The organism is Pseudonocardia sp. (assembly GCF_035305885.1).
GTDB lineage: Bacteria > Actinomycetota > Actinomycetes > Mycobacteriales > Pseudonocardiaceae > Pseudonocardia.
The window spans coordinates 39,187-54,117 of the sequence record NZ_DATGOP010000067.1; the positions used below are offsets into that span (position 1 = coordinate 39,187).

15 protein-coding genes are annotated in these 14,931 nt (G+C 73.7%); 12 read left to right on the forward strand and 3 right to left on the reverse strand.

Going from position 1 to position 14,931, the window contains the following annotated elements:
* Nucleotides 1-232: 232 nt before the first annotated feature.
* The 4 genes from ehuB (VKZ81_RS13905) to ehuA are packed head-to-tail and all read left to right on the forward strand — an operon-like array spanning nucleotide 233 to nucleotide 3,278.
* Nucleotides 233-1,147, forward strand: a complete 915-nt coding sequence (gene ehuB, locus VKZ81_RS13905) for an ectoine/hydroxyectoine ABC transporter substrate-binding protein EhuB (RefSeq protein WP_324241947.1) — start codon at nucleotides 233-235, stop codon at nucleotides 1,145-1,147.
* Nucleotides 1,148-1,154: 7 nt separating this feature from the next.
* On the forward strand, nucleotides 1,155-1,856 hold the full coding sequence (locus VKZ81_RS13910; RefSeq protein WP_324241948.1) for an amino acid ABC transporter permease: 702 nt from the start codon (nucleotides 1,155-1,157) through the stop codon (nucleotides 1,854-1,856).
* Nucleotides 1,856-2,509, forward strand: coding sequence for an ectoine/hydroxyectoine ABC transporter permease subunit EhuD (ehuD, locus tag VKZ81_RS13915; protein WP_414709375.1), 654 nt, complete (start codon nucleotides 1,856-1,858; stop codon nucleotides 2,507-2,509). Before VKZ81_RS13910 ends, ehuD begins: the two co-directional genes overlap by 1 nt.
* 4 nt (nucleotides 2,510-2,513) lie before the next feature.
* A complete protein-coding gene (ehuA, locus tag VKZ81_RS13920; RefSeq protein WP_324241949.1) occupies nucleotides 2,514-3,278 on the forward strand; it encodes an ectoine/hydroxyectoine ABC transporter ATP-binding protein EhuA in 765 nt (254 codons plus the stop codon).
* Here ehuA and ehuB (VKZ81_RS13925) read toward each other — a convergent pair.
* Both ehuB (VKZ81_RS13925) and VKZ81_RS13930 read right to left on the reverse strand, forming a co-directional pair.
* Nucleotides 3,275-4,138, reverse strand: coding sequence for an ectoine/hydroxyectoine ABC transporter substrate-binding protein EhuB (ehuB, locus tag VKZ81_RS13925; RefSeq protein WP_324241950.1), 864 nt, complete (start codon nucleotides 4,136-4,138; stop codon nucleotides 3,275-3,277). The genes ehuA and ehuB (VKZ81_RS13925) overlap by 4 nt on opposite strands.
* Before the next feature lie 38 nt (nucleotides 4,139-4,176).
* Nucleotides 4,177-4,950: an enoyl-CoA hydratase-related protein gene (locus tag VKZ81_RS13930; protein ID WP_324241951.1), complete on the reverse strand. Its 774-nt coding sequence runs from the start codon at nucleotides 4,948-4,950 to the stop codon at nucleotides 4,177-4,179.
* Nucleotides 4,951-5,050: 100 nt separating this feature from the next.
* On the opposite strand from VKZ81_RS13930, the gene VKZ81_RS13935 reads away from it, so the two are divergent.
* From VKZ81_RS13935 to VKZ81_RS13945, 3 genes are all read left to right on the forward strand, one after another.
* The gene (locus VKZ81_RS13935; RefSeq protein ID WP_324241952.1) at nucleotides 5,051-5,746 is read left to right on the forward strand and encodes a TetR/AcrR family transcriptional regulator; all 696 of its coding nucleotides are present in this window, start codon (nucleotides 5,051-5,053) and stop codon (nucleotides 5,744-5,746) included.
* A gap of 31 nt (nucleotides 5,747-5,777) precedes the next feature.
* Nucleotides 5,778-7,031 (forward strand): cytochrome P450 family protein, encoded by a 1,254-nt coding sequence (locus VKZ81_RS13940; RefSeq protein WP_324241953.1) that lies wholly within the window; start codon nucleotides 5,778-5,780, stop codon nucleotides 7,029-7,031.
* 117 nt (nucleotides 7,032-7,148) lie between these two features.
* The gene (locus VKZ81_RS13945) at nucleotides 7,149-8,900 is read left to right on the forward strand and encodes a tetratricopeptide repeat protein (protein WP_324241954.1); all 1,752 of its coding nucleotides are present in this window, start codon (nucleotides 7,149-7,151) and stop codon (nucleotides 8,898-8,900) included.
* Here the strand turns inward: VKZ81_RS13945 and VKZ81_RS13950 are convergent.
* A complete protein-coding gene (locus tag VKZ81_RS13950; RefSeq protein WP_324241955.1) occupies nucleotides 8,887-9,432 on the reverse strand; it encodes an NUDIX hydrolase in 546 nt (181 codons plus the stop codon). The two genes, VKZ81_RS13945 and VKZ81_RS13950, sit on opposite strands and share 14 nt — an antisense overlap.
* A 42-nt stretch (nucleotides 9,433-9,474) precedes the next feature.
* Here VKZ81_RS13950 and VKZ81_RS13955 point away from each other — a divergent pair, with 42 nt between their 5' ends.
* From VKZ81_RS13955 to VKZ81_RS13975, 5 genes are all read left to right on the forward strand, one after another.
* Complete coding sequence (locus tag VKZ81_RS13955) at nucleotides 9,475-10,449, forward strand: helix-turn-helix transcriptional regulator (protein ID WP_324241956.1); 975 nt, start codon at nucleotides 9,475-9,477, stop codon at nucleotides 10,447-10,449.
* A gap of 19 nt (nucleotides 10,450-10,468) precedes the next feature.
* Nucleotides 10,469-11,128, forward strand: a complete 660-nt coding sequence (gene nucS / locus VKZ81_RS13960) for an endonuclease NucS (RefSeq protein WP_324241957.1) — start codon at nucleotides 10,469-10,471, stop codon at nucleotides 11,126-11,128.
* Between the two features lie 169 nt (nucleotides 11,129-11,297).
* On the forward strand, nucleotides 11,298-12,779 hold the full coding sequence (locus tag VKZ81_RS13965; protein ID WP_324241958.1) for an aldehyde dehydrogenase family protein: 1,482 nt from the start codon (nucleotides 11,298-11,300) through the stop codon (nucleotides 12,777-12,779).
* A gap of 80 nt (nucleotides 12,780-12,859) precedes the next feature.
* Nucleotides 12,860-14,641 carry a 3-hydroxyacyl-CoA dehydrogenase family protein gene (locus tag VKZ81_RS13970; RefSeq protein WP_324241959.1) on the forward strand — a complete coding sequence of 594 codons (1,782 nt, stop codon included), beginning with the start codon at nucleotides 12,860-12,862 and terminating at the stop codon, nucleotides 14,639-14,641.
* Nucleotides 14,641-14,928: an Rv1322 family protein gene (locus VKZ81_RS13975; RefSeq protein ID WP_414709376.1), complete on the forward strand. Its 288-nt coding sequence runs from the start codon at nucleotides 14,641-14,643 to the stop codon at nucleotides 14,926-14,928. Before VKZ81_RS13970 ends, VKZ81_RS13975 begins: the two co-directional genes overlap by 1 nt.
* Nucleotides 14,929-14,931: the final 3 nt, after the last annotated feature.

Sequence of the window (14,931 nt, forward strand, 5' to 3'; positions counted from 1 at the left end):
GCTCGGCGGGACCCGGGGCGCGAAAAGCCAACTTCCGTACCCCGTTTTCCCATCGGTCATGGCGTCCGATCGGGTGAAATCGCGCGCGGAACCTCCTGGTCAATTGCGGTCCCGTAACGAGTGGCGGTCTGGGGCGCCCGGGTGAACGCGTGCGCGCGGAGTTCACCTACGTTCGTACGTCAACGGCGGTGGCCGGAGGGGGGCCGCGTTTCCGACGGGAAGGAGAACCACCATGACGCAGCGAGGCTGGAGCAGGCGGGACTTCCTCCGCCGCACGGCGACGGCCGGGGCCGTCGCGCTCGGCGGGGGGACGCTGCTGGGTGCCTGCCAGGCCACCGGCGGCGGTGGCGCCGCGGGCAGCGGTGAGAGCGCGCTGGAGCGCGCGCGGAGCGCGGGCTCGATCAAGATCGGCATTGCGGGCGAGGAGCCGTACGGCTTCACCGACGTCCAGGGGAACGTCACCGGCGAGGCGCCCGAGGTCGCCCGCGTGGTGCTGCAGGCGCTGGGGATCGGCGAGATCCAGGCGGAGCAGGTCGACTTCGGCTCGCTGATCCCGGCGCTGAACGCCAACCGGTACGACATGGTCTGCGCCGGCATGAACATCACGCCCGAGCGCTGCGGCCAGGCGGCGTTCTCGATCCCGGACTACTCCGCGCTGACGGCGTTCCTCGTGCCCAGCGGCAACCCCGAAGGGGTCGCCACGTTCGAGGACATCGCGAGCAAGGGGCTCCCGCTCGCCGTGCTCAGCGCGGCCGTGGAGCAGGGCTACGCCGAGTCGGCCGGGGTGCCGTCGGGGAACATCAGCGTGTACGACGACCAGAACGCGCTGCTGCAGGCCGTGACGTCGGGCCGCGCCTACGCCGCGGCGCTCACCGACATCTCGCTCAAGTGGCTGGCGGGCAAGAACCCGGACGCGGGCGTCGAGGTGACGCCGGGCTTCACGCCGACGGAGAACGGGGAGCCGGTCGTGTCCGCGGGCGGCTTCGTGTTCCGGCAGGCCGACAACGACCTGCGGGAGGCGTTCAACGCCGAGCTGGAGAAGGCCCACGGGGACGGGCGCTGGCTCCAGGCCGCGAGCCCGTTCGGGTTCTCCGAGGACAACCTGCCCGCCGAGGGACTGACGACCGAGCAGCTCTGCTCGGCCTGATCCGACCGTGGAGAACATCAGTACCTGGCTGACGATCCTCAACCAGGGCCTGCCGTACACGCTGATCGCGACCGTCGGTGGGATCGCGCTGACGATCGTGCTCTCGCTCGTCGCGGGGCTCGCGCTGCTGTCCCCGTGGCGGTGGGTGCGGGTGATCAGCCGGATCTACGTGGAGGGGTTGCGCGGCACGTCCGAGGTCGTGCAGCTGTTCTGGATCTTCTTCGCGCTCCCGGTGCTGGTCGGGTTCGAGTTCATCCCGATCTGGGGCGGCGTCGCCGTGCTGGGGCTCAACCACGGCGCCTACGGCGCCGAGATCGTCCGCGGCGCCGTGCAGTCGGTGCCGCGCGCCCAGTACGAGGGCGCGCTCGCGCTGAGCCTCTCGCCGGCCCAGCGGATGCGCCGCGTGATCCTTCCCCAGGCGCTGGTCGAGATGATCCCGCCGTTCAACAACCTGTTCATCCAGCTGCTCAAGAGCACGTCGATCCTGTCGTTCGTCTTCATCCCGGAGATCACGCGGCAGGCCACGGAGGTTCTCGTCCCGAACTTCAACCCGTGGGTGATCCAGATCATGCTCCTGCTGCTGGTCTACTACCTGGTGCTCTCGTTGGCCATCACGGCCGTGATGCGGGCACTGGAGCGCGCGGCGGCGAGGCGGCTCGGGCGCCGCCCCGCCCGCGGTGCCTCCCGAGCGCTGGCGGGGACCCACTGATGACCATCTGGGACTGGGAGTACGCGTTCTCGATCCTGCCGGCGCTGATCGAGGGGCTCGGGCTCACGCTCGTCGCCACCGTGCTGGGATCGATCATCGCCATGCTGCTCGGGCTCGTGTTCGCGGTGCTGCTGCGTGGCCCGCGCCCCGTGGCGATGATCGTGCGGGGGATCGTCGAGTTCGTCCGCAGCACGCCGCTGCTGGTGCAGATCTTCTTCCTGTACTTCGGCCTGCCCGCGTTCGGGATCGTGCTGAGCGGCCTGACGGTGGGCGTGATCGCGCTGGGCGTGCACTACGCCTGCTACACGTCCGAGGTGTACCGCGCCGGGATCGACGCGGTGCCGCGCGGCCAGTGGGAGGCGGCGACGGCGCTCTCCCTGCCGCGGTCGCGCGTGTGGACCGGGGTGGTGCTGCCGCAGGCCGTGCCCCGCGTGATCCCGGCGCTGGGCAACTACGTGATCTCGATGTTCAAGGAGGTCCCGCTGCTCGTCGCCATCGGCGTCCTCGACGTCGTCGGGAGGGCCGAGGAGGTCGGTAACACCTACTTCCGCTACGTCGAGCCGTACACGCTGGCGGGGCTGTTCTTCCTCCTGCTGAGCTACCCCGCGTCCCTGCTGGTGCGGAGATTGGAACGCCGTGTCGGAACCATCTGAGCCGATGATCGTGTTCGACCGGGTCGAGAAGCGGTTCGGGGACAACGTCGTGCTCTCCGACCTCAGCTTCACGGTCGCCCCGGGCGAGCACGTCACGCTGATCGGGCCGTCCGGGTCGGGCAAGACCACGATCCTGCGGCTGCTCATGTGCCTCGAGTCGGTGACCGGCGGCACGATCAAGGTCGGCGGGAAGTACCTGTCGCACATGGAGAAGGGCGGCAAGCTCGTCCCGGCCGACGAGAAGTACTCCCGCGAGGTGCGCAAGCGCATCGGGATGGTGTTCCAGCAGTTCAACCTGTTCCCGAACATGACCGTGCGCGGCAACCTCATCGAGGCGCCGACGCGGGTGCTCGGGCTGTCGAAGGAGGAGGCGAACGCACGGGCGGAGGAGCTGCTGGACCTCGTCGGCCTGAAGGACAAGATCGACGAGCACCCGACCCGCCTGTCCGGCGGGCAGCAGCAGCGGGTGGCGATCGCGCGGGCGCTCGCCATGCAGCCCGACGTCCTGCTGCTCGACGAGGTCACCTCCGCGCTCGACCCCGAGCTGGTGGCCGGCGTGCTCGCACTGCTGCGCGACATCGGCGAGAACACCGACATCACGATCCTGTGCGTGACGCACGAGATGGGCTTCGCCCGTGACTTCTCGCACCGGGTGATGATGTTCGACAGCGGGCAGGTCATCGAGGACGCGCCGCCGGAGAAGCTGTTCACCGATCCGGACCACCCGCGGACGCAGGAGTTCCTCAAGGCGGTGCTGGCGGCGGGTTAGGGCCGTTCCGGCCGGCAGAGGTCCTCGGTGGTGAGCTCGGGCGGCGGCAGGTTGTCGCGGGTGAAGCCGAAGGGTTCGGTGATCCGCAGCCACTCGCCGGAGGCCTGCAGCGCCGCGAGTTCGCGGTCGAACTCCGCCAGCAGGTCGGTCTCGCCGTGGCGGACGGCGAAGCCCGCGGCGGGCACCACCGGGCGCCCGTCCGCCGTCGGCTCGACGGGGGCGGTGACGACGAGGCCGGACCCGGGGTTGCGGCGCAGCTCGTCGAGCAGCGAGAGCCGGGTGAGCGCGCCCGCGTCCACCCGGCCCTCCGACACCGCCCGCAGCATCTCCGACTGGCTCGCGACGATCACGAGCTGGTCGTCGGTCACCCCGGCCGCCCGGGCGTAGTCGATCTCGACGGTGCCCTCGATGACGGCGAGCCGCAGGTGCGCCCGGGCGACGCCCTGGAACGTCCGGACCCCGGGCGGGTTGCCCTCGCGCACCAGGAAGGCGGGGTAGGCGACGAAGTCGGGCCGGGAGAAGGCCACCTCGCGGCACCGCTCCGGCGTGATGGTCATCCCGGCGGCGACGAGGTCGTACTGGCCGTCGCGCAGCCGCGGCAGGAGCTGGTGGAACGGCACCCGCACCGCCTCGAGCCCGGGCACCCCGATCCGGTCGAGCACGATGCGCGCGACCTCCGGCTGCGCGCCGGTCACGCGGCCGTCGGGGTTGGTGTAGGAGTAGGGGCGCTCGCCGGAGATCCCGATGCGGATCGCGCCCACCGCGCGCGCCCGCTCCAGGCTCGTCCCCTCCGGCCTGCTGCACGCCGCGAGCGCGGCGGTCGGGACCGCGAGCGCGAGGAGTCGCCGTCGGGAAAGCATCCCGAGCAGCGTAGGTGCTGCAGGCCGGACGGCTGATCTCAGTCCGGCCACACGGGCGGGCGCTTCTCCAGGAACGCGGCCATGCCCTCCTTGGCGCCGGGGGTCTGGGACATCGACGCCATCACCTCCACCGCGATGGCGTAGGCGTCGGCTTCGGGCCGGTCGAGCTGGGCGTACAGCGTCTGCTTGCCGACGGCCTTCGCGAAGCGGCTGCCGCGGGTGGCGCGGGCGAGCAGCTCGTCGACCCTGGCGTCGAGCTCGGCATCCGGCACGGCGTAGTTGACGAGCCCCCACTCGGCGGCCGTGCGCGCGTCGATCGGGTCGCCGGTGAAGGCCATCTCCATGAGCCGCTTGCGGCCGATGTTGCGGGCGACCGGCACGGCGGGGGTGTGGCAGAACCAGCCGCCCTTGCCGCCGGGGATGGCGAACGACGCCGACTCGCCCGCGACGGCGAGGTCGCAGGACGCCACGAGCTGGCACCCGGCCGCCGTCGCGATCGCGTGGACGCGGGCGATCACGACCTGCGGGACCGACTCGATCGTGCGCATCAGCCGCGTGCACAGCTGCAGCAGGTCGCGCACGCCCGCGAGGTCGCGGGCGGCGACGTCGGCGAAGTCGTGGCCCGCGCAGAACGCCTTGCCCTCCCCGGCCAGCACGATGCCGGTCGCGTCCGAGCGGCCCGCGGTCTCGAACGCGTCGAGCAGCTCGCGCATGTGCGCCTCGGTGAGCGTGTTGCGCCGCTCCGGCCGGTTCATCGTGATCCGCACGGTCGGACCGTCCTGCTTCACCAGCAGGTGCTCGTAGTCGCCCATGGGCCCGACGGTAGCCCGGGTTGCGGCGCCCGGCGAGGGTCCGTACCGTGACCGTATGACCGGATGAACGAATCTGGTCACAACGTTCAGGGGGTTGGGCATGGTGACGGCGGAACCGCGGGTCGAGCGGGTGCTCGACAGCGCGGCCGAGCTGTTGGTCCGGTGGGGCTACCAGCGCGTGACGATCGAGGACGTCGCGCGGCACGCCGGCATCGGCAAGGGCACCGTCTACCTGCACTTCCGGTCGAAGGACGCGCTCTTCGTCGCCGTGCTGCTGCGGGTCCACCGCGGCTTCGTCGAACGGATGACCGACCGGATGGCCGCCGACCCACGGGCGGTCCTGCCGAGCCGGATGATGCGCCGCGTCTACGAGGAGATGACGGCCGACCCGGTGGCGCGCACCCTCTACCTGGGCGACACGGAGGTGCTCGGGAGGCTCGTGCACGAGGCCTCCGACACCCTCGGCGGGTTCATCGCGCGCCGCGAGGAGGCCGTCGCCGACCACCTGCGCCTGCTCGCCGAGGGCGGTTGCCTGCGCCCGGGCCTCGACGCCGACTCCGCGCTGTACGTCCTGACCGCCGTCGGCACGGGCTTCGTCGTCATCGACGGCATGAGGAGCGGGATCGCGCAGCTGGACGTCCCGCGCGCCGAGCTGCTCGAACGCACCCTCGCCAACGCGCTGGAAGCCGCCGACCCACCCGCCGGCGTGCTCGAGCGGGTCGCCCCGAGGATCGCGCAGCGCTACCGGTCGCTGCTCGAACACGTCGACGAGGAGTGGAGCCGCCGTGTCCGCTGATCCGGCCACGCGCGGGGATGAGGAGCCACCGATGACCCAACCGATGACGGGGACCGCGCCGGCCGATCCCGACATCATGGACCCCGGCCTGATCGCCGACCCGGTCGGCGGCTACGGGCGCCTGCGCGAGCAGGGGCCGGTGGTGCGCGGCAGGGCCCCGGACGGCACGCCCGCCTGGTTCGTCACCCGGCAGGCCGACGTGCGCGCCGTCCTGTCCGATCCGCGCTTCGTCAACAGCGCCCGCTCGGTGCCGGGGGTGGACGTCGACAGCGTGCGCGACAACCTGATCGAGCAGATCGGCATCCCGCCCGACCTGGTGCACTACTTCGCCGACTCGATCCTCGACACCGACGGCGCCGACCACACCCGCCTGCGCAAGCTCGTCTCGCGCACGTTCACCGTGCGGCGCGTGACCGAGCTGCGGCCGCGGGTGGAGGAGATCACCGCCGCCCTGCTGGACCGCATGGCGGGTCTGCCACAGCCGGTCGACCTGGTCGCCGAGCTCGCCTACCCGCTGCCGATCACCGTGATCTGCGAGCTGGTCGGTGTGGCGGAGGAGGACCGGCCCGCCTGGCGGAGGTGGGGCAGCGCCTTCGTGCGCATGGAGCCGCGGACCGTCGTGCCCGCGGCCCGCGAGATGGTCGACCACGTCCGCGAGCAGATCGCCCGCCGCCGGGCCGAGCCCACCGACGACCTCCTCGCGGCGCTGGTGCACGTGCAGGAGGAGGACGGCGACCGGCTCGGCGAGGACGAGCTCGTCACGATGGTCATCACGCTCGTGATGGCGGGCCACGAGACCACCGCCCACCTCATCGGCAACGGGGCGCTCGCGCTGCTCACCCACCCGGACCAGCTCGAGCTCCTGCGCCGGGACCCCGACCTCTGGCCGGGCGCGATCCACGAGCTGATGCGCTGGTGCAGCCCGGTGCAGATCGCGCGGATGCGCTACGCGGCCGAGGACGTGGAGCTCGGCGGCGTGACGATCCGGCGGGGCGAGGTCGTCCAGCCGGTGCTCGTCTCCTCCAACCACGACCCGCGCGAGTACCCCGACCCGGAGCGGCTGGACGTGACGCGGCGGCCGGCCGGGCGCGGCGAGGGCCACGTCGGGTTCGGCCACGGCATCCACTACTGCCTGGGCGCCGCGCTCGCCCGGCAGGAGGGCGAGGTGGCGTTGCGGGCGCTCGTCGAGCGGTTCCCCCGGCTCGCCCTCACCGAGGACCGCCCCGAGTGGGTCCCGGTGCCGGGGATCCGCCGCCTGGCCCGCCTCCCGCTCCGGCTGGAGTAGCCGACACGGACTCCGGTGCCGTCGCCGCCCTGGCCCGGATCCCGACCGGGGATTGCCCACCGCCCGCCGGTGGTCAACTCTCTCCGGTGAGGGGGTTCGGAGAGGGGTGAGGGCGTGATGGGCGGCGACGGCACCGGCGACGCTCGGGACGCGACGAGGGGCACGACGGAGGGTTCGGCGGACGGCACGTCCGAGGACAGGGCCGAGGACGACAGGGCCGAGGACGACAGGGCCGAGGACGAGGGCGCCGGCCCGGTGGCGTCCGCGGAACCGCCGGCGGAACCGGCCGAGGCGCCCACCGCGGAGGCCGGGGCCGCGGAGGCCGGGGCACGGGCGGTGGAGCCGCCCCCGCGGTCGGCCGCCGCGGCGGCCCTGCTCAACCTCACCGGGCTCGGGCTGGGCTACCTCTACCTGCGGTGCCGGCTGCGGGCCACCGCCTGCCTGATCGTCGTCGCTCTGATGGTGTGGGTCGCGTTCGCCAACGACGCGGCCGGCTCGCCGTGGCTGTGGCGGATCCTCGCCGCGGCGTGGGCGGTGGCGACCGCGCTCGACGCGTGGTTCGCCGCCGGGGCGTCCCCGCGGCCCGCTCCGCCCGCGGCGGCGCTGCGCCCGGTCGCGCTCGGCGTCGTCGCCGTCCTGGCGGTCGTCGCCGGGCACGTGGCCTACGCCGAGGCCGCGCGGGCCACGTACGCGGCCGGCCTCGCGGCGCAGGCGGGCGGCGACTGCACCGCGGCGGACCGCTCCTTCGCCGCGCTCACCGGGCCGTACGAGCTCACGTTGAGCCGCGACGTCCCGGCCGCGGCGCTGCGGCGCGCCGAGTGCGCCGCCTTCCTCGGCGCGCAGGAGGCGGAACGAGCGGGCGCCCTCGCCGGCGCGGTCGCGTCCTACCAGGCGTTCCGCCGCGACCACCCGGACAGCCTGCTCGAGCCGTTCGCGCGCGAGGGCGCCCGACGCACGCTGGGGGCGTGGGCGGAGGCGCTGCGCGGCGCGGGCGACCTGTCCGGCGCGATCAGCCGGTACCGGGAGCTGCTGGCCGAGCTCGGCGCCGACCCGGCCGCGGCCGCGGTGCGCGAGGACCTCGCCGCCACGCACGTCGAGCGGGCGGCCGCGGCGCGGGCGACGCTGGCCGGCGCCTCCGGGCAGGCACGCGTCGCCGCCCTGCGCGCTGCGATGGAGGACCTGCTGCTGGTCGCGCGGGAGCTACCCGACACCGCGGCCGCGGCCGGGGTGGCGCAGGCCGTCCTCGACACGTTCGCCGAGGCCAACACGGCGGTCGCCGAGGGCCGGTTCTGCGATGCGCTGCCCGTGCTCGACTACGCCGTCACGCTGCCCGACAGCGCCGGGCTCGCCGGGGCGGCCCACGGCGACCGGGCCCGCTCGCTGACCGGGTGCGCGCTCACGAGCTTCGAGGCGGGCGACTACACCGGCGCCGCGGACCGGTTCGGGACGCTGGTGGCCGAGTACCCGGACGACCCCGCCGTGCCGCAGGCGCGCTCGGCCCTCATCACGGCCGAGGTCGGCCGGGCCGCGGGCGTCCCCCTGCCGCTGCCCGCACCGATCGACGCGCCCGCGAGCGAGCCGGTGCTGGTCTACAACGCCACGAGCACCCCGGTCCGCGTGCTGGTCGCGGGGCCGACGGCGCAGGAGGTCACGCTGCCCGCCTGCGCCGGCTGCCCCGTGTCGTACGCGGCGGGCGCGGAGTCCTGCCCGGGGGCGGCGGGCAGGCCGTCGACGCCGATCCGGCTGCGCACGGGCACCTACTACGTCCTGCAGGACCGGGGCGTGCTCGGGCCGGACGAGTCGGTGAACGTGCCCATCACCGTGCGGTCGGGCGGGGGCGAGCTGTGCCTCACGGTCACGCAGCAGTGAGTCCGCCGCGTTCGCGCAGCACCAGCAGCAGGTAGGCGGCGAGCGTCTGGGCGTCGACCACCTCGGAGCGGCGGACCATGTCCTCGAACTCGGCGATCGTGAACCAGCGGGTCCGCATGTCCTGCTCGCTGTCCTCCCGGTTGACGGGACCCTCGCGCAGGTCGGTGGCGAGGTAGACGTGCTCGCGCTGGCTGGACGTGCCGGGGGCGAGGTCGAGGTCGCCGAGGAACTCCATGTGCCCGGCGATGAGGCCGGTCTCCTCGGCCAGCTCGCGGGCGGCCAGCTCGGCGGGGTCGACCTCCGCGCGGTCGGGGGCGGTGCCCATCGGGAACTCCCAGCGCCGCTTCCCGACCGGGTACCGGAACTGTTCCACCAGGTGCAGCCGGTCGCCGTCGCGGGGGATGACGATCGCGGCCGTCGGCTTGTCGACGACCCCGTAGATGCCCCGCGAACCGTCCTCGCGCACGACGGTGTCCTCGCGCACCGTCATCCACGCGTTGGCGTACACCTGGCGACTGCTGATCCTCTGCACGCCACAACGGTGCCCCGTGTGCGGATCGGGCACGATTCCGGGGTGCGTGCATCCCGGCTCGTCACCCTGCTGTTCACGCTCCAGCGCCTGCGCGAGGCGACGGCGGCCGAGCTGGCCAGGGAGCTGGAGGTGTCGGAGCGCACGATCTACCGCGACGTCGCGGCGCTGTCCGCGGCGGGCGTGCCGCTGTGGACCGAGCCCGGCCGCGGCGGCGGGATCCGGCTGCTGGACGGCTGGCGCACGCGGCTCGACGGCCTGACCGCCCAGGAGGCCGCGGCGATCTTCGCCGTCGGCGCGCCCCAGGTGCTCGCCGAGCTCGGGATGAGCGCGGCGCTCGCCGGGGCGCAGGCGAAGCTGCTCGCGACGCTCCCCGAGGGGCTGCGCGAGCACGCGCGCACCGTGGGGGAGCGGTTCCACCTCGATGCGCCCGGCTGGTTCCACACCCCGCAGCAGGTCACCCAGCTGGCCGCCGTCGCCGAGGCGGTGTGGGGCCAGGAGCGGCTGCGCATCCGCTACCGGCGCGGCCGCGACCAGCACGTCGAACGGACCATCGACCCGCTGGGGCTCGTGCTCAAGGCGGGCACCTGGTACCTGGCCGCCGGGGTCGACGGCACCGTCCGCACCTACCGGGTGGACCGGATCACCGAGGCGCAGCCCACCGGCGAGCGCTTCGAGCGCCCGGCCGACTTCCAGCTCGCCGAGTGGTGGGAGGGCGCCGCGGCCGAGTTCGAGCGCCAGATGCTGCGCGCCACCGTTCGGGTGCGGGTGGGCCCGCGCGGGCTGAAGGTGCTGCCGCACGCGGTCGACCACGACGCGGCCGTCCGCGCGATCGCGCACGCCGGGCCACCGGACGCCGAGGGCTGGCGCGAGCTGGAGCTCGACGTCGAGAGCATCCCGGTCGCCGCGGGCCAGCTCACGGCGCTCGGCGGCGAGGTCGAAGGGCTCGACCCGCCGGAGCTGCGGGCCCGGCTCGCGGAGGCGGGCATGGCGCTGGCCGCCCGCAACGCGCCGCGCTGACCCCCCTACGCTCGCCCCCGTGCGTCTCGTCATCGCGCGGTGCCAGGTCGACTACGTGGGGCGGCTCACCGCCCACCTCCCGATGGCTCCCCGGCTGCTGCTCGTCAAGGCCGACGGATCGGTCAGCGTCCACGCCGACGACCGCGCCTACAAGCCGCTCAACTGGATGAGCCCGCCGTGCTGGCTGGAGGAGCGGCCCGGCGTCTGGACGGTCCGCAACAAGGCCGACGAGTCGCTGGTGATCACGATCGACGAGGTGCTGCACGACTCGCAGCACGACCTGGGCGTCGACCCCGGGCTCGTCAAGGACGGCGTCGAGGCGCACCTGCAGGAGCTGCTCGCCGAGCACCCGCACGTGCTCGGCGAGGGCTACACGCTGGTGCGCCGGGAGTACATGACCGCGATCGGGCCGGTGGACCTGCTGTGCCGGGACGCCGACGGCGGCTCCGTCGCGGTGGAGGTGAAGCGGCGCGGCGAGATCGACGGCGTCGAGCAGCTCACCCGCTACCTGGAGCTGCTCAACCGCGACCCGCTGCTCGCGCCGGTCGCCGGCGTGTTCGCCGCCCAGCAGATCAAGCCGCAGGCGCGCACGCTGGCCGAGGACCGGGGCATCCGGTGCGTCACGGTCGACTACGACGCCCTGCGCGGGATCGAGAGCAACGACCTGCGCCTGTTCTGACGCCTCGGGGGTGCACCGGGGGTATGCCGGTCGAGCGGCGCAGGAGCGCAAGCTCCCCTTGTCGGCGCTGACGCTCCCTCCGGACCCGTGCCGCCGCCGCGTTCGGGGTAGGCCCGGCCGGGCCGTCGGCGGCCTGCGCGGGCCGGTGCCCGCGCCCTACTCTGGGGTGATGACCGCGACCGAAGCTCCCGCCCCGGTGACCTTCGAGTCCCTCGACCCGCGCACCGGCGACGTCGTCGGCACCCACCCGGTGCACGACGAGGCCGCGGTGCGCGCCGCGGTGGCCAGGGCGGCATCGGGGGCGCAGTGGTGGGAGGGCATCGGCGCCGGCGAGCGCAAGCGGCTCCTGCTGGACTGGCGGGCGGCGCTCGTGCGCAAGCTCGACGACCTCGCCGCCGTCGTGGTCGAGGAGACCGGCAAGCCGCTCGACGACGCGCGCCTGGAGCTCGTCCTCGCGATCGACCACCTGGACTGGGCCGCCAGGCACGCGGAGAAGGTGCTGGGCAGGCGCAAGGTGGCGCCCGGGGTGCTGATGGGCAACCAGGCCGCGAGCGTGACCTACAAGCCCTACGGCGTCGTCGGCGTGATCGGACCGTGGAACTACCCGGTGTTCACGCCGATGGGATCGATCGCCTACGCGCTCGCCGCGGGCAACGCGGTCGTGTTCAAGCCGAGCGAGCTCACCCCGGGCGTCGGGGTGGCGCTGGCCGACTCCTTCGCCGAGATCGTCGACGGGCGGCCGGTGCTGCAGGTCGTGACCGGGTTCGGCGAGACCGGCGCCGCGCTGTGCCGCGCACCGGGCATCGGGAAGATCGCCTTCACGGGGTCGACGGCCACCGGCAAGCGGGTGATGGCGGCCTGTGCCGAGAACCTGGTGCCCGTGCTCGTCGAGTGCGGTGGCAAGGACCCGATGATCGTCGACGCGGACGCCGACCTCGACGCGGCGGCGGACGCCGCCGTGTGGGGCGGCATGTCGAACGCGGGCCAGACGTGCGCGGGCGTGGAGCGCGTCTACGTGCTCGACGCCGTCGCCGACGAGTTCACCGCGAAGGTCGTGGCGCGCTCGCGAGGGCTGCGGGCGGGCACGGGTGGGGCCTACGGGCCGATGACCATGCCGGAACAGGCCGAGGTCGTGCGCAGGCACGTCGAGGACGCGCTGGCCCGGGGCGGGCGCGCGGTCGTCGGCGGCGTGGAGTCGGTGCAGCCGCCGTTCGTGGAGCCGATCGTGATCGTCGACGTCCCCGAGGACAGCTGCGCGGTCACCGAGGAGACGTTCGGGCCGCTGCTCGTGGTCAACCGGGTGCCGGACGTCGACGAGGCGGTGCGCCGGGCCAACGCCACCGCCTACGGGCTGGGCGCGTCGGTGTTCTCCCGCGCGCGGGGCGAGGAGATCGCCGGGCGGCTGCGCTGCGGCATGGTCGCCGTCAACGGGGTGATCTCGTTCGCGGCCATCCCCGCCCTCCCCTTCGGGGGAGTCGGCGACTCGGGCTTCGGGCGCATCCACGGCGAGGACGGGCTGCGCGAGTTCGCGCGCCCGCAGGCGGTGGCGACCAGGCGGTTCCCGCTGCCGGTGCCGGTCACGAGCTTCTCCCGGAGCCCGCGCACGATGAAGGCGCTGGTGGGCCTCGTCCGCGCACGTCACGGGAGGTAGCGGTCACAGTCCGCGGTCACCTCCCGCGGTGGATGGGAGGATCGCGGCGGTTCGTCCCTCGGGGAAGTGGGAGGTCTGGCGTGCGCGAGTTCCGGACGGTCGGGGTCGTCGGCATGGGCACCATGGGGGCGGGCATCGTCGAGGTGTTCGCCCGCAACGGGCTGCAGGTGCTGGCCGCCGAGGTGGACGAGGAGGCGGTGGCGCGCGGCCGGGCGCACCTGGAGACGTCCACCTCGCGTGCGGTGAAGCGCGGCAAGCTCACCCAAGAGGCCGCCGACGAACTGCTGGCCCGCGTCACGACCACCACGTCGCTCGCCGACCTCGCCGCGGCGGACCTCGTGGTCGAGGCGGTGCCCGAGAAGCTGGAGCTGAAGGCGCAGGTCCTCGGCGAGCTCGACCGCGTCTGCCGGCCCGAGGTGATCCTCGCGTCCAACACCTCGTCGCTGTCGGTCACGGAGCTCGCCGTGCGCACCGGCAGGCCCGGCAAGGTCGTCGGGATGCACTTCTTCAACCCGGCCCCGGTGCAGAAGCTCGTCGAGCTGGTCCGCACCGTCGTCACCGAGCCCGACGTGATCGAGGACGCCCGGGAGTTCGCCGCGTCGCTGGGCAAGGTGCCGGTCGTCATCGGCGACCGCGCCGGGTTCATCGCGAACGCGCTGCTGTTCGGCTACCTCAACCACGCGGCGCGGATGTACGAGTCGCGCTACGCCACCCGCGAGGACCTCGACGCGGCCATGCGCTACGGCTGCGGCTACCCGATGGGCCCGCTCGCGCTGCTCGACCTCATCGGTCTCGACACGGCCTACGAGATCCTCGACACGATGTACCGGCAGTCGCGCAACCCGCTGCACGCGCCGGCGCCGATCCTCAAGCAGATGGTCACGGCGGGCCTGCTCGGCCGCAAGAGCGGGCGCGGCTTCTACACCTACGCCAAGCCGCACAGCTCCGAGGTCGTCCCCGACTCCCTCACCCCGGCCTCGAAGATCCCCGCCGACGCCGCCGTGCGCGACGTGCAGCGGGTCGGTGTCGTCGGCACGGGGACGATGGCGACCGGCATCGTCGAGGTCTTCGCGAAGGCGGGGTTCGACGTCGTGGTGCGCGGGCGCAGCGCGTCGAAGGTCGAGGGTGCGGTCGCGGCCATCCGCAAGTCGCTGGACAAGGCCGTGGTGCGCGGCAAGCTCGAGGAGCCCGAGCGGGAGGCCGCGCTCGCCCGCATCACGCCGACCACGCGGCTGGAGGACCTCGCCGACGTCGACCTCGTCGTCGAGGCGGTCGCCGAGGAGCTCGACGTCAAGCGGGCGGTGTTCGCCGCGCTCGACGAGATCTGCAAGCCGGGCGCGATCCTGGCCACCACCACCTCGTCGCTGCCGGTCGTCGAGTGCGCGGCCGCCACCAACCGCCAGGAGGACGTGCTCGGCCTGCACTTCTTCAACCCGGCCCCGGTGATGAAGCTGGTGGAGGTCGTCTCCACCATCACCACCGCGCCCGACGTCGCGGCCACCGGCCTCGCGCTGTGCGAGCGGCTGGGCAAGGTCCCCGTCTCGTGCACCGACCGCGCCGGGTTCATCGTCAACGCGCTGCTGTTCCCCTACCTCAACGACGCGGTGAAGATGCTGGAGGCGCACTACGCCACGGCCGACGACATCGACGCCGCCATGAAGACCGGCTGCGCGCTGCCGATGGGGCCGTTCGAGCTGCTGGACGTGGTGGGCCTGGACGTGTCGCTGGCCATCATCCGCACGCTCTACCAGGAGTTCCGGCTCTCCGGGTTCGCGCCGGCGCCGTTGCTCGAGCACCTGGTCACGGCGGGCAGGCTGGGCCGCAAGACCGGGCACGGGTTCCGGGACTACACGCCTCGCTAGTGCCTCGCTCGAACCGCTACCGCAGGCCGCGGCACGTTCCGCTGCGGTCGGCCACGACCACCCGCCGGGAGTCGGCTCCGGACGGCGACTGGGTGGTGCGCAGCGTGCCCGGCTCGGCGGCGGCGAAGGACTACCGCTGCCCGGGCTGCCAGCAGCTGATCCGGCCCGGCACCGGCCACGTCGTGGCCTGGCCCGCCGACGAGACGGGCTCCGTGGCCGACCGCAGGCACTGGCACTCGGCGTGCTGGGCCGCCCGGGCGCGGCGCAGGCCGGGAGGCAGGTGGTGAGCC

Excerpts from the sequence above, each read along its gene's own strand:
- ehuB (WP_324241947.1), top strand. The coding sequence starts at position 233 with ATGACGCAGCGAGGCTGGAGCAGGCGGGACTTCCTCCGCCGCACGGCG.
- ehuD (WP_414709375.1), top strand. The coding sequence starts at position 1,856 with ATGACCATCTGGGACTGGGAGTACGCGTTCTCGATCCTGCCGGCGCTG.
- ehuA (WP_324241949.1), top strand. The coding sequence starts at position 2,514 with ATGATCGTGTTCGACCGGGTCGAGAAGCGGTTCGGGGACAACGTCGTG.
- ehuB (WP_324241950.1), bottom strand. The coding sequence starts at position 4,138 with ATGCTTTCCCGACGGCGACTCCTCGCGCTCGCGGTCCCGACCGCCGCG.
- VKZ81_RS13930 (WP_324241951.1), bottom strand. The coding sequence starts at position 4,950 with ATGGGCGACTACGAGCACCTGCTGGTGAAGCAGGACGGTCCGACCGTG.
- VKZ81_RS13935 (WP_324241952.1), top strand. The coding sequence starts at position 5,051 with ATGGTGACGGCGGAACCGCGGGTCGAGCGGGTGCTCGACAGCGCGGCC.
- VKZ81_RS13940 (WP_324241953.1), top strand. The coding sequence starts at position 5,778 with ATGACCCAACCGATGACGGGGACCGCGCCGGCCGATCCCGACATCATG.
- VKZ81_RS13945 (WP_324241954.1), top strand. The coding sequence starts at position 7,149 with ATGGGCGGCGACGGCACCGGCGACGCTCGGGACGCGACGAGGGGCACG.
- VKZ81_RS13965 (WP_324241958.1), top strand. The coding sequence starts at position 11,298 with ATGACCGCGACCGAAGCTCCCGCCCCGGTGACCTTCGAGTCCCTCGAC.